Here is a 13,601-nt window from a genome sequence, read left to right on the forward strand (position 1 = left end):
GTTATTGGTCAGTGGTGACCCTAGGGTCACCCACCAATTACCAGGTCTGGGTTGCCTTGAAATCGTCAACCAGTTTCTTGAACTGAGCTTCGATTTCATCGTTATAAGCACCCGATTTGTCGATATCTTTTACAAGATCAACATATTGACCACGAGCATACGACAGTAGAGCAGATTCAAAATCAGCCAGTTTATTCAACGCAACATCATTTAAATAACCACGCTCTGCCGCAAAGATAACCAACGCTTGGTCAAACACAGACATCGGAGCATATTGTTTCTGCTTCATCAGCTCTGTTACTTTCTGACCATGGTTTAGCTGTCTCTTCGTCGCTTCATCAAGATCTGACGAGAACTGAGCAAATGCAGCAAGTTCACGGTACTGTGCAAGCGCGGTACGGATACCACCTGACAGTTTCTTGATGATTTTCGTCTGAGCGGCACCACCTACACGAGATACTGAAATACCAGGGTCAACGGCTGGGCGAACACCCGCGTTGAATAGTTCAGTTTGTAGGAAGATCTGACCATCGGTAATCGAGATTACGTTAGTCGGTACGAATGCTGAAACGTCACCCGCTTGTGTTTCAATGATAGGTAGCGCGGTTAAAGAACCGGTTTTACCTTTCACTTCACCCTTAGTGAAACGTTCTACATACTCTTCGCTGACACGAGCAGCACGCTCAAGTAGACGAGAGTGGAGATAGAAAACGTCACCTGGGAATGCTTCACGGCCTGGTGGGCGTTTGAGTAGTAGTGAGATCTGACGGTAAGCAACCGCTTGTTTAGATAAGTCATCATAAACAATCAGTGCATCTTCACCGCGATCGCGGAAGTATTCACCCATTGCACAACCTGCATATGGCGCAAGGTATTGCAATGCCGCTGATTCAGAAGCCGATGCAACAACCACAACTGTGTTTGCAAGCGCGCCGTGCTCTTCTAATTTGCGTACTACGTTAGCGATAGTTGAGGCTTTTTGGCCAATCGCAACATAGATAGAGTAAATACCTGAATCTTTTTGGTTAATAATTGCGTCGATCGCCATTGCTGTTTTACCAGTTTGACGGTCACCGATGATAAGTTCACGTTGGCCACGACCGATTGGGATCATAGAGTCAACTGACTTATAGCCGGTTTGTACTGGTTGATCGACTGATTTACGGTCGATTACACCAGGTGCAATCATTTCAACAGGTGAAGACAATTTCGCTTCGATAGGACCTTTACCATCGATAGGCTGACCGAGTGTATTCACTACGCGACCTAACAATTCAGGACCAACTGGCACTTCAAGAATACGACCAGAACCTGTTACTTTCATGCCTTCCTTAAGGTCAGCATATGGGCCCATGACAACCGCACCAACCGAGTCACGCTCAAGGTTAAGTGCAAGTGCATAACGGCCACTCGGTAATTCAATCATTTCACCTTGCATCACGTCCGCTAGGCCGTGAATGCGAATGATACCATCGCTTACCGATACGATAGTACCTTCATTGCGAGCTTCACTAACAACGTCGAAAGATTCGATACGTTGTTTAATTAGATCGCTAATTTCCGTGGAATTAAGTTGCATGCTCCAATCCCCATCAAGACTGTAATGCATCGCTCAGGCGGTTTAAACGACCGCGGGCTGAGTTATCGATGACAAGGTCTCCGGCTCGAATTATAACCCCACCAAGTAGGGTCTCATCTATACTGCAATTCAGCTGAACTTTGCGTTCAAGACGCTGCTCAAGTTTGGTGCTGATATTGACAAGCTGTTCATCAGAAAGCTCAGTTGCTGAAATCACTTCAACATCCATCTGCTTCTCATGCTCTTGTTTCAGAGCAAAGAACTGTTCACTAACATCAGGAAGAGCCTTTAATCGGCCATTCTCAGCCATCACCTTTAACAGGTTCTGGCCATAAACATCAAACTGTTCGCCACAAATTGCGATGAAAATTTCCGCTAATTTCTCAGCCGAAACAGAGCCCGTTAGTAGCTCTTTCATTTGCTCGTTCTTTGCGACCTCGGCAGCAAAAGCTAACATCTGACCCCATTGGTCAAGTTGCTTTTTCTCTACCGCAAAATCGAATGCTGCTTTAGCATAGGGGCGTGCAATTGTAGTCAAATCAGACATAAAGCGCCCCCATCCTTAAAGTCTTGCAGTAATGTTGTCAAGAATATCTTTGTGCGCATCTTTATCGATAGAACGCTCAAGGATTTTCTCAGCACCAGCTACAGCCAGAGTTGCAACTTGTTTACGCAGCTCATCGCGGGCACGGTTACGTTCAGATTCAAGTTCAGCTTCCGCTTGAGCAAGGATTTTCTGGCGTTCAGCCTGAGCTTCCTCACGTGCTTCGTCTAAAATTTGAGCTTTACGTTTATTTGCCTGTTCGATGACCTCAGTTGCAGTGCGCTTCGCTTCTTTCATTTGTTCAGAAGCGTTGGCTTGTGCTAGATCCAAGTTTTTAGCAGCACGCTCAGCGGCTGAAAGACCGTCAGCAATTTTCTTCTGACGCTCTTCGATCGCATTCATGATTGGCGGCCATACATATTTCATGCAGAACCACACAAACAGCGCAAACGCGATTGCTTGACCTAGCAGAGTTGCGTTCATATTCACAACAGCTACCCCTCTATTTGTTCACCAACGAAAAGTATTAATCAACGACAAATCATCAATTTGTGTGATCGGTTGATTAACCTAGTTGACCAACAAATGGGTTCGCGAAAGTGAATAGAAGCGCAATTACGATACCGATCATAGGAACCGCATCAAGTAGACCCGCGATGATAAACATCTTAACTTGCAGCATAGGAGCCATTTCTGGTTGACGAGCAGCACCTTCAAGGAATTTACCGCCTAGAAGTGCGAAACCAATCGCTGTACCAAGAGAAGCAAGACCGACGATAATACCTACGGCGATTGCAGAAAAGCTCAGTAAAGTTTCCATTACTATCTCCAATTTATAGTTGTTGGCTTATGTGCCCAAATAAAAAGCTTTAAAAAATTAATGATCACTATCTTCGTGTGCCATTGATAGATAAACAATAGTCAACATCATGAACACGAAAGATTGAATCAGAATTACCAGAATATGGAAAATCGCCCACGGTAGTGAACCCATCCATTGTAGCCACCATGGTAGCATCGCTGCGATAAGAATAAATACCACCTCACCTGCGAACATGTTACCGAATAGACGCATACCGAGTGAGAGAGGTTTCGCAAGTAACGATACCACTTCAATAAGTAGGTTAAACGGAATCATGGTCCAGTGATTGAATGGATGTAGAGCTAATTCTTTCGCAAAACCACCTAGGCCTTTCACTTTGATGCTGTAGTAAATCATCAGAGCAAATACGCCTAGAGCCATAGCCATGGTGATATTCACATCAGCTGACGGAACCACTTTTAGATAAGGGATACCAAGCCAATGTTGTGCTGGATACGGTAAGAAATCGATGGGCACTAAGTCCATGATGTTCATTAACAATACCCAACAAAAGATAGTCAGTGCCAGCGGTGCTATAAGTGGATTGCGTCCATGAAAGGTGTCTTTGACGTTTTGATCGACAAATTCTACCAATATTTCAACAAAACACTGCAGCTTACCGGGTACACCCGCTGTTGCTTTCTTTGCTACAGAGCGAAATATCCATAGGAATATTAAGCCAGTAAACAAGGAAAAAAACAGGCTATCGATATGTACGTTCCAGAAACTCGTCTCACTAATTGACAGCCCCAAATCGTAATGCTCAGAAATCTTCGCAAGAGAGAGGTTCGTCAAGTGGTGTTCAATGTATCCGGACGATGTTAGCGCTTCACCTGGCGCAGCCATAACTCATCCTATTTTTTGTTGTTAATGAATAGCACTGGCGCACAGATATTAATACCTAGAGCCAGCAAATAGGTTAGTTTGAGGGGAACGAGTTCCACCTGCATATACATGTAGGCAACACAGAACAGTGCAACTGTGATGAGGATCTTGAGTACTTCGCCAGTGTAGAAAGAGGCCGCGACTTGCTTCGCAGCACGAGCTCCACTAAACATAAAAGCACACAGCGCAAAAACCGCATTAGCAATGACAAAAATGCCACCCCCAATCAGCGCAGAAAAGCCCCATTCAGCATTTACAGCTACCGCCATCCCTGCCGCCACAAAAATAACCGCGCCAGACTGGATCATTAACAATCGCTTAGCAAGCTCTCGTCCTGGTCTAGCCAACGCAGCTACCATGTATTCGTACCTCTAGTAATATCCTCAGCTCATCTACAACATAGGGCTGGGAAATTGGCGAAAATTATACGGTGAGTCGAACTGATTGCAATTGAAAGACAGCAAAAAGTTACAATTTTGTTTACAAACCGACAACTTTCAAATAAAAAAACGTTTTTTGCATAATTGACTTAAATCAATTATCTCATTTAGCTTTCTAGCTTGGCAATTAGTTGCTCTAATTTGTGAGGCTCATCAAGACTAATCGTCATTTTGGCTTTGCCACCTTTTGAACGAATGATCGACACTTTAGCCCCTAAAATTTCACTCAATCTTTGTGACATTTGTTGTGCATCTAAGTCTTCCGATGCAGATCCGTCCTCAGAAGGCTGTGTTAGACACTTTTTCACTAATTGCTCAGTTTGTCTCACGGTCAGCTGTTTTGCGGCCACACGTTGTGCAATTTCAATTTGTTGATCGCCTTCGAGCATCAATAATGCTCGTGCATGGCCCATTTCAAGCTGCTTGGTTTCCACTAAACGCTTCACGCCATCCGCCAATTGATTTAAGCGTAATAAGTTACTCACGGTAGTGCGTGATTTACCAATCACATCAGCCACCTGCTGGTGAGTAAGCTTAAATTCGTCTTGCAACCGCTCTAAAGCTTGTGCTTCTTCAATCGCATTCAAATCTTCGCGTTGAATATTTTCTATCAGTGCCATCGCAATCGCAGCGCGATCTTGGACATTTTTGATCAAACAGGGCACTTGCTTTAAACCTGCTTGTTTTGCAGCGCGCCAACGGCGTTCACCAGCAATAATTTCATAGCCGCCAAGCTCTAAACGTCTTACCACGATCGGCTGGATAATACCTTGCGATTGGATAGACGCAGATAGCTCTTCCAACGCTTCTGCCGACATATCTTTACGTGGTTGATACATGCCAGGTTTCAAATTTGATACCGCGATATCCATTAATTCGCCATCAGAAGAGAGTGCTTGGCTATGTGAGGCGGCTTGCTCCTTTTCACGAGCAAGAGAACTGGTTGCGAGCAATGCATCCAATCCTTTTCCTAAACCACGTTTAGTCATGTAGACGAATTCCTTTAGTTGAGATTATGCGGGTATTTCTTCTCGACGAAGCATTTCGCCAGCTAAGGCGAGATACGCTTTTGCCCCAGCTGAATACTTGTCGTAGTACATTGCTGGCTTGCCATAACTTGGCGCTTCAGCAAGACGGACATTACGAGGAATAACGGTGCGATAGACTTTGTTTCCAAAGTGCTTTTTCAGTTGATCGGATACTTCATTGGCTAGGCGATTACGCGGATCGTACATCGTTCGAAGTAACCCTTCGATTTTCAGGTTTTCGTTGACTACCGCGGCTAACTTGCTGATGGTATCCATTAACGCCGTTAAACCTTCTAATGCAAAATACTCACATTGCATTGGCACTAACACAGAATCCGCTGCGGCCATGGCGTTGATTGTAAGAAGATTTAAAGAAGGAGGACAATCAATAAAGATGAAATCATAGTTATCACGAACTGGCGCGAGGGCATTTTTCAAACGCACTTCGCGAGCAAAGACTTCCATTAATTTGATTTCAGCGGCTGTCACGTCTCCGTTCGCCGCAATCAAATCGTAGTGTCCCGTTGTTTTGCGACATACGACTTCATCAAAAGGAGTGTCTTCGACCAACAATTCGTACGCGGTTGCATCTACTTGATACTTATCAACACCACTGGCCATCGTTGCATTGCCTTGTGGGTCGAGATCGATCACTAAAACTTTACGCTTAGTCGCCGCCATAGAGGCCGCTAAGTTAATGCACGTTGTTGTTTTTCCTACGCCACCTTTCTGGTTGGCGATTGCTACGATTTTGCCCACGGTATGCCTCGCTGTTATCCCTTGCGAGATAAGATTACAAGATGACGGTCACCTTCCAACTCAGGAACTTTCAAAGCTTTGACATCAGTCACAGAACACCACTCAGGTAGTGTGGCTATTTCCTCATCTGGTCGTTGTCCTTTCAGGGCTAAAAATCGGCCCGATGTTTCTTTTGGTAAATGGTGACACCATTCCACCATATCGAGCATTGAAGCAAACGCACGGCTCAGTACGCCATCAAATTTTACTTCAGGCTGAAACTCTTCGACTCGACTTTGAATCGTGGTCACATTTTTGATACCAAGCTCATGCAGAACTTGTTTAATAAAACGAATGCGCTTACCCAAACTATCGAGTAAGTAAAAGGTTTTATCAGGATTCATGATAGCGAGAGGTATACCAGGTAAACCAGGCCCAGTACCAACGTCGATAAAACGCTCACCCTGTAAGTGAGGACTTACCACTATACTATCTAAAATATGTTTCACCAACATGTCCATAGGATCGCGCACTGAGGTGAGATTGTAGGCTTTGTTCCATTTATTCAGCAGTTCCACGTAACCGACTAATTGGCTACGTTGCTGCTCATTGACCTCGAGATCGGTTTGACCAATTAAATCATCGAGACGCGTTCTTAACTCGCTCATGCGGCGTCTTCCCCTTTCTTCAGTACACCTTGCTTTTTCAAATAAACCAATAAGATAGAAATAGCAGCTGGTGTAATACCAGAAATACGAGAGGCAATACCAACTGTTTCAGGCTTGGCATTGTTGAGCTTAAGGATCACTTCGTTGGACAAGCCTTTGACCTGTTTATAGTCAAGATCCAGCGGCAATTTAGTGTGCTCATGGCGCAATGATTTGTCGATCTCATCTTGCTGACGCTGAATATAACCATCGTATTTGATTTGAATTTCAACTTGCTCAGCCGCTTCACTATCGTTCAATGCTGGTGCAAATGACTCAAGCGACGTGAGCTGTTGATAGGTGATTTCAGGTCGACGTAGTAGATCTTCACCACTTGCTTCACGAGACATGGGTGTTTTGAGCAACGCATTCAGTGCATCAACACCGACGGAGTTCGGGTTCATCCACGTTTGTTTCAAACGTTGACGCTCGATTTCCATGTTTTCCATTTTTTGATTAAAACGCGCCCAGCGCACATCATCGACTAAACCTAACTCTCTGGCTTTTTCGGTTAAACGCAAATCGGCGTTATCTTCGCGTAGCAGTAAGCGATATTCAGCGCGAGAGGTAAACATGCGATAAGGTTCTTTGGTACCCATAGTGGAAAGATCATCGATCAACACGCCCATGTAAGCTTGATCACGGCGTGGACTCCAGCCTTCTTTTTCTTGGCTAAATAAGCTTGCATTCAAACCAGCCATTAACCCTTGCGCTGCCGCTTCTTCGTATCCGGTGGTGCCGTTGATTTGACCAGCAAAGAACAAACCACTGATGAATTTGGTTTCGTAGGTTTGTTTTAAATCTTGTGGATTGAAAAAATCGTACTCGATAGCGTAACCCGGACGAACAATATTTGCGTTTTCAAACCCTTTCATTGAGCGAACGATCTGCACTTGTACATCAAACGGTAAGCTGGTGGAAATACCGTTAGGGTAGAGTTCTGTCGTGGTCAAACCTTCAGGCTCGATAAAAATTTGATGGCTATTTTTGTCGGCAAAACGCATGACTTTGTCTTCGATCGATGGGCAGTAGCGTGGGCCGATACCTTCGATGACACCTGCGTACATCGGACTACGATCAAGATTGGCACGGATCACATCATGCGTTTTATCGTTGGTATGCGTGATGTAGCATGGTATTTGACGTGGATGCTGTTCACGTTGTCCCATGAAGGAAAAAACAGGCGTTGGGTTATCACCGTGTTGTGTTTCTAACACTGAGAAGTCCACGCTACGCGCATCGATCCTTGGTGGCGTACCCGTTTTTAAACGATCGACTCGAAACGGCAGTTCACGTAAACGTTGCGCTAATGCGATCGATGGAGGATCTCCTGCGCGGCCTCCTGAGAAGTTTTCAAGACCAATGTGGATCTTTCCACCAAGGAAGGTGCCTACCGTCAACACCACCGCTTTGGCGTGGAATTTGAGGCCCATTTGAGTCACAACGCCCATTACACGATCATTTTCAACGATAAGATCATCGACCGCTTGTTGGAACAAAGTTAAGTTTGGCGTGTTTTCAAGCACATCACGCACATACGATTTGTAAAGCGCACGATCTGCTTGGGCTCGAGTCGCTCGAACCGCTGGCCCTTTTGAGGCATTGAGTGTTCTAAATTGAATACCTGCATGATCAATCGCTTGTGCCATTAGACCGCCCATGGCATCGACTTCTTTAACCAGATGTCCTTTACCAATTCCGCCGATCGCAGGATTGCACGACATCTGTCCTAGAGTCTCAATGTTATGGGTAAGCAATAGCGTACTTTGACCAGTACGAGCTGCAGCGAGAGCGGCTTCCGTTCCAGCATGGCCACCACCGACCACAATGACGTCAAATTTTTCGTGATAAAGCATGAACCGACCTCAGGTATTCAATGAAGCATGGACTGACAAAAGAGGCGTATTCTACCTGCTTTCCACTGGCTAGAAAATCGCTTTTCTGCTTTTTTAATCTGAGCTTGATAAGTTAATAATATATAAGATCTATATAGAGATCTTTTATTAGATCTATTATTAGGATCGAGCATATCTGTGGATAACCGATAAATGATCAACAAGATCATGGTTTTTAAGAGGATCACAAGCTGTGATCCTGACATGATCTAATCGTGTATTAGCTGGGATCAAAAAGGCTAGTTATGCACAGGGTCGTAAAATGCATAAGTTATTAATTGGATAACTATAGGTTAATCACCGAATAACAGCATAGTTATACACATTAAAATATTTAAAATGGACTTAACTTTTCTATGGCGAGTATTGAGACAGTTATACACAGAGCTTAAGGGTACAAAAAAAGCGGCTCACAGGCCGCTTGGTGACTTTATGCCATTCGCTAGAATTGTTCGATGTGCTGTTTGAGCCATACTTCAGCGGCATCTTCAGGAACGGAATATTCTAATATATCTATGGTGAAACAGTCGCTAATTGGCGTTGCACCTATATCCTCAAGCAGTTGATATGCATGCTTACCTGCTGCGCAAAACGTGTCATAGCTTGAATCGCCAAGTGCTACCACGGCATATTTTAACTCGCTCGTATTCGGTGGTGTTGATTGCAAAGAAGCGATAAAAGGTTGGATATTGTCTGGGTAGTCACCCGCTCCATGCGTGGAGGTGACAATGAGCCAAGTCCCTTGTGCGGGGAGTTCACTTAAGTTGGGTTGGTTGTGGATAGTCGTAGTATAACCTTGCTCTTGCAGTAGATCGTTGAGATGATCGGCGACATATTCAGCGCCTCCTAAGGTGCTGCCAGTGATGATATGGATCATGAGATATTCCTATAATTAAGAGTGATCAAGCTTCTCACTGCGATCATTTGCCGATACAGAACGACGAAAAGATGCGCCCTAACAAGTCATCGGAGCTAAATTCGCCCGTTATCTCGTTTAGATGTTGCTGCGATAAACGCAGTTCTTCCGCTAAGATTTCACCAGCCATGTAGCCTTCGAGCTGCTGCTGACCAATCATGAGGTGCTGTGCGGCGCGCTCTAGCGCGTCCAAATGGCGTCGTCTGGCCATAAAGCCGCCTTCATTGCCCCCAGCAAAGCCCATGCACTCTTTGAGATGAGTACGCAGAGCATCAACTCCCTCTCCAGTTTTTGCCGACAGGCGGATTAAGGTTGGAGAATTAACATGACAGATACCGAGTGATTCTTTGGTTTGATCGACTTTGTTGCGGATCACCGTCATACCGATGTTTTCAGGCAATCGATCGACAAAATCTGGCCAAATTTCTTTCGGATCGGTGGCATCGGTGGTGGTGCCATCAACCATAAAGAGCACACGATCTGCTTTTGCTATTTCATCCCAAGCACGCTCAATACCTATTCTTTCGACTTCGTCATTGGCATCACGTAGACCAGCGGTATCGATGATATGCAGTGGCATGCCATCGATGTGGATGTGCTCTCGCAGCACGTCACGCGTGGTTCCTGCTATGTCTGTAACGATGGCTGAATCTTTGCCTGAAAGCGCATTCAATAGACTCGATTTGCCCGCGTTAGGACGCCCTGCTATCACCACTTTCATCCCTTCGCGTAAAATGGCCCCTTGATTCGCCTCTTTGCGCACGGCGTCTAAGTTGTCGATGATATTTTGCAGATCTGCGGCAACTTTACCATCGGCAAGAAAATCGATCTCCTCTTCAGGAAAATCAATCGCTGCTTCAACGTAAATTCGCAGGTGGATTAGGGAATCGACCAAGGTATGAATGCGTTTGGAAAATTGACCTTGCAATGAATGCAGGGCGGATTTGGCCGCTTCTTCAGAGCTGGCATCAATCAAATCGGCAATCGCTTCCGCTTGGGTTAAATCCATTTTGTCGTTTAAAAACGCACGCTCAGAAAATTCACCCGGGCGCGCTGCGCGCAAGCCACTGATAGCCAAAATGCGTTTGATCAGCATATCCATGACGACCGGACCGCCGTGTCCTTGTAGTTCGAGCACATCTTCGCCGGTAAAGGAGTGAGGATTAGGAAAATAGATCGCGATGCCTTGGTCAAGTTCGGTGCCATTTTGATGCTTAAAAGGCAAGTATTCCGCATAACGAGGTTTCAGGGTTTTCCCGGTTACTTCAAGCGCGACTTGAGCTGCTTTCGGGCCTGAGACGCGAATAATCCCCACGCCACCTCGGCCTGGAGCGGTTGCTTGAGCAACAATGGTGTCTGTAGACATAAGGGTACCTAACATAGGGGTGTATGAGCGCAATTGTAATCAGCCAAAAACAAAAAGGCGACCAAAAGGTCGCCTTTGTTTCACTTGTCAGTGTGACTTCTTGCTGAAGTGGCTACTTAGAGTGTAAGCCTTTTTTCTCCAGCGCTTTATAAATCAAGGTTTGCTGGATCAAGGTGACGATGTTCGATACCAACCAGTAAATCACTAAACCTGATGGGAAGAACAAGAAGAAGAATGTAAACATAACCGGCATAAAGGTCATGATCTTCTGTTGCATCGGGTCAGTGACTGTCGTCGGGCTCATTTTCTGGATCATAAACATACTCACACCCATCAGCAGTGGCAAGATGTAGTATGGGTCTTGTGCTGAAAGGTCATGAATCCAACCAAAGAAAGGTGAATGACGCAGTTCAACCGATTCCATTAATGACCAGTAAAGCGCAATGAAGATAGGCATTTGCAGGAAGATAGGTAAACAACCACCGAGTGGGTTTACTTTCTCTTTCTTATACAGCTCCATCATTTCTTGGCTCATGCGTTGGCGGTCATCGCCGATGCGCTCACGCATTGCTTGCAGCTTCGGTTGCAGCATGCGCATTTTTGCCATAGAGGTGTATTGTGCTTTGGTCAGTGGGTACATAGCACCGCGAACAATGAAGGTTAAGCAGATGATTGCTACACCCCAGTTGCTAACGAAGCTTTGAATGAATGAAAGCAACATGTGTAGTGGTTTTGCAATAAACCATAACCAGCCGTAGTCGACAACTAGATCAAGATTTGGCGCAACTGCAGCCATCTCATCTTGTAGTTTTGGACCGACCCAAAGTGTGGCTAAGAATGTCGCTTTTTCACCGTTGGCGATGGTTTTATTTGGCATGCGAACACCAATATCACCTAAGTTGCCAATCACGCGAGTGTATAAGTTTGACCCTGCTGCATCACGTGGGATCCACGCGCTGGCAAAGTAGTGTTGGATCATCGCCGCCCAACCTTCACCGTTAACTAAAGGCAGTGACAAGTTACGATCTTGCATATCATCGAAACTGTATTTCTTATAACGTGTATCTTGTGTTGAGTAAGCACCGCCACGGTAAGTTGGCATAGCCAAGCTGCCACCAGCGTCCAATAAATTTTGGCGTAGGTGTGCATACATACCCAGTGTCGCGTTATTACCAGATTGGTTGACTACATCAAATTCAACATCCAAGGCGTAGCTGCCACGTTTAAGGATGAAGGTTTTGGTGTATTCAAGGCCATTGGCTTGATAAGTCATGGGAATGCGCAGTTCGTCTTGACCATCCGCTAGAGCAAAGGTGTCGGCGCTAACAGTATAGTTTGGACGATTGTTGCTGCTTAAATCGATCCCTTGCGGTCCCACTAAACCACTTTGCGCGATAAACTGGTGACCAGGAATGTCTTTAAGTAGCACAAATGGGTCTTCTGAATTGAGTTCAGCATCGTACTTATTCAGCTCGGCCTTCACTACATCACCACCTACCGTGTCAATTGACAGAGTCAGTACATCAGTCTTGACGGTGATGGTTTTTGCAGACGCATTGGTTACTGCTGGTGCTGGGTCTAACTCATCAGCCATAGATGGTGCAGTTAAAGTGCTGCTATTTTGTGCCTGCTCAACCGCTTGAGGTGCTGGGTTCTTTGCTACTTGCCATTGCTGGAAAAGTAAAAAAGAAACGAGTGCCAAGGCGATTAACAGGATATTACGTTGAGAATCCATCGTTAATTATCTCTGTCTTGTTTTTGGACTGGTGGCGGAACGGGGTCAAAACCCCCTTCGTTCAAAGGGTGGCATTTTAATAGACGTTTGCCTGATAACCAACACCCTTTTACAAAACCGTGAGCTTTCAACGCTTCTATCGCATAGTTTGAACAGGTTGGAGTAAAACGACAGCGTGGTCCAAGCAGAGGACTGATGATTCCTTGGTAAAGGCGGACGAATCCGATTGCTAACCACGCGAAGGGCGAGACAGGCGATGCCATAATTTTTCAAATAGTTTGAACATTTCTTCATTGCTTAAATCTTGCGCGCTCTTTTTCGCAATCACAACAAAATCTTTGTTAGGAAGTTGATGCTGTTTATTACGGAAGCTTTCGCGAGCGAGGCGTTTGAAGCGATTACGGCCAACAGCAGTTTTTATCTGTTTTTTGGGGACGGCCAACCCTAACCTTGGGTGGGTAAGAGCGTTTTCGCGAGCAATGATAGTGAAATGGGGGAAGCCTGCGCTGTGCGCTTGCTGGAAGACTTTTTTATAATGTTCGGGAGTTAACAAACGTAACTCCCGATTGAACGCGTACGTATTCAAAATAATCGCGAATTATTTTGACAGGCGCGCGCGGCCTTTAGCACGACGTGCATTAATAACCTTACGGCCATTCTTAGTTGCCATGCGTGCACGGAAACCGTGAGTACGCTTGCGCTTTAGAACGGTAGGTTGAAAAGTGCGTTTAGACATGTGTAATTACCTTACTGATCAGTAGTTTTTAGGTTCAAATAAACCCGGCGTGGGCATATTTTCGCTTCTTTAAATAGAAAGAAAGGAATCCGACGCCTCTCAACAAAGAGGCGGAATTGTAATCACTGTCACAATAAGTGTCAACGATTGGGTTCACTAAAATTCCGGTC

16 protein-coding genes are annotated in these 13,601 nt (G+C 45.3%); all 16 read right to left on the bottom strand.

The features are described from left to right. Positions 1 to 37: 37 nt before the first annotated feature. The 16 genes from atpA to rpmH all read right to left on the bottom strand — a co-directional run bounded on the left by atpA (position 38) and on the right by rpmH (position 13,431). Positions 38 to 1,579, bottom strand: a complete 1,542-nt coding sequence (atpA, locus tag AACR75_RS16860; protein ID WP_026027662.1) for a F0F1 ATP synthase subunit alpha — start codon at positions 1,577 to 1,579, stop codon at positions 38 to 40. Between the two features lie 13 nt (positions 1,580 to 1,592). After that, entirely contained in the window at positions 1,593 to 2,126 is a 534-nt protein-coding gene (gene atpH, locus AACR75_RS16865) for a F0F1 ATP synthase subunit delta (protein WP_013855592.1), read from the bottom strand. A gap of 15 nt (positions 2,127 to 2,141) precedes the next feature. After that, positions 2,142 to 2,612 carry a F0F1 ATP synthase subunit B gene (atpF, locus tag AACR75_RS16870; protein WP_013855591.1) on the bottom strand — a complete coding sequence of 157 codons (471 nt, stop codon included), beginning with the start codon at positions 2,610 to 2,612 and terminating at the stop codon, positions 2,142 to 2,144. A gap of 76 nt (positions 2,613 to 2,688) precedes the next feature. Then, the gene (gene atpE / locus AACR75_RS16875) at positions 2,689 to 2,943 is read right to left on the bottom strand and encodes a F0F1 ATP synthase subunit C (protein ID WP_002540812.1); all 255 of its coding nucleotides are present in this window, start codon (positions 2,941 to 2,943) and stop codon (positions 2,689 to 2,691) included. Between the two features lie 57 nt (positions 2,944 to 3,000). After that, positions 3,001 to 3,831, bottom strand: a complete 831-nt coding sequence (gene atpB, locus AACR75_RS16880) for a F0F1 ATP synthase subunit A (RefSeq protein WP_013855589.1) — start codon at positions 3,829 to 3,831, stop codon at positions 3,001 to 3,003. Positions 3,832 to 3,839: 8 nt separating this feature from the next. Beyond that, positions 3,840 to 4,229, bottom strand: coding sequence for a F0F1 ATP synthase subunit I (locus AACR75_RS16885; protein WP_013855588.1), 390 nt, complete (start codon positions 4,227 to 4,229; stop codon positions 3,840 to 3,842). A gap of 188 nt (positions 4,230 to 4,417) precedes the next feature. Continuing rightward, the gene (locus AACR75_RS16890; RefSeq protein WP_017049648.1) at positions 4,418 to 5,299 is read right to left on the bottom strand and encodes a ParB/RepB/Spo0J family partition protein; all 882 of its coding nucleotides are present in this window, start codon (positions 5,297 to 5,299) and stop codon (positions 4,418 to 4,420) included. Positions 5,300 to 5,323: 24 nt separating this feature from the next. Further along, positions 5,324 to 6,097 carry a ParA family protein gene (locus AACR75_RS16895; protein ID WP_013855586.1) on the bottom strand — a complete coding sequence of 258 codons (774 nt, stop codon included), beginning with the start codon at positions 6,095 to 6,097 and terminating at the stop codon, positions 5,324 to 5,326. Between the two features lie 14 nt (positions 6,098 to 6,111). Further along, positions 6,112 to 6,744 carry a 16S rRNA (guanine(527)-N(7))-methyltransferase RsmG gene (gene rsmG, locus AACR75_RS16900; RefSeq protein ID WP_010319958.1) on the bottom strand — a complete coding sequence of 211 codons (633 nt, stop codon included), beginning with the start codon at positions 6,742 to 6,744 and terminating at the stop codon, positions 6,112 to 6,114. Further along, a complete protein-coding gene (gene mnmG / locus AACR75_RS16905) occupies positions 6,741 to 8,639 on the bottom strand; it encodes a tRNA uridine-5-carboxymethylaminomethyl(34) synthesis enzyme MnmG (protein ID WP_047688056.1) in 1,899 nt (632 codons plus the stop codon). Before mnmG ends, rsmG begins: the two co-directional genes overlap by 4 nt. A gap of 481 nt (positions 8,640 to 9,120) precedes the next feature. Next, the gene (mioC, locus tag AACR75_RS16910; RefSeq protein WP_013855584.1) at positions 9,121 to 9,555 is read right to left on the bottom strand and encodes an FMN-binding protein MioC; all 435 of its coding nucleotides are present in this window, start codon (positions 9,553 to 9,555) and stop codon (positions 9,121 to 9,123) included. A 43-nt stretch (positions 9,556 to 9,598) separates the two neighbouring features. Next, positions 9,599 to 10,960 (bottom strand): tRNA uridine-5-carboxymethylaminomethyl(34) synthesis GTPase MnmE, encoded by a 1,362-nt coding sequence (gene mnmE / locus AACR75_RS16915; protein ID WP_026028517.1) that lies wholly within the window; start codon positions 10,958 to 10,960, stop codon positions 9,599 to 9,601. A 112-nt stretch (positions 10,961 to 11,072) separates the two neighbouring features. Next, positions 11,073 to 12,695 (bottom strand): membrane protein insertase YidC, encoded by a 1,623-nt coding sequence (yidC, locus tag AACR75_RS16920; RefSeq protein WP_017046370.1) that lies wholly within the window; start codon positions 12,693 to 12,695, stop codon positions 11,073 to 11,075. Positions 12,696 to 12,697: 2 nt separating this feature from the next. Next, on the bottom strand, positions 12,698 to 12,958 hold the full coding sequence (yidD, locus tag AACR75_RS16925) for a membrane protein insertion efficiency factor YidD (protein ID WP_010319953.1): 261 nt from the start codon (positions 12,956 to 12,958) through the stop codon (positions 12,698 to 12,700). Beyond that, entirely contained in the window at positions 12,925 to 13,281 is a 357-nt protein-coding gene (gene rnpA / locus AACR75_RS16930; RefSeq protein ID WP_047688059.1) for a ribonuclease P protein component, read from the bottom strand. Before rnpA ends, yidD begins: the two co-directional genes overlap by 34 nt. A gap of 12 nt (positions 13,282 to 13,293) precedes the next feature. Beyond that, complete coding sequence (rpmH, locus tag AACR75_RS16935) at positions 13,294 to 13,431, bottom strand: 50S ribosomal protein L34 (RefSeq protein ID WP_010319951.1); 138 nt, start codon at positions 13,429 to 13,431, stop codon at positions 13,294 to 13,296. Positions 13,432 to 13,601 lie beyond the last annotated feature (170 nt).

It is taken from the genome of Vibrio sp. ZOR0018, from assembly GCF_963865925.1.
GTDB classification, from domain to species: domain Bacteria; phylum Pseudomonadota; class Gammaproteobacteria; order Enterobacterales; family Vibrionaceae; genus Vibrio; species Vibrio anguillarum.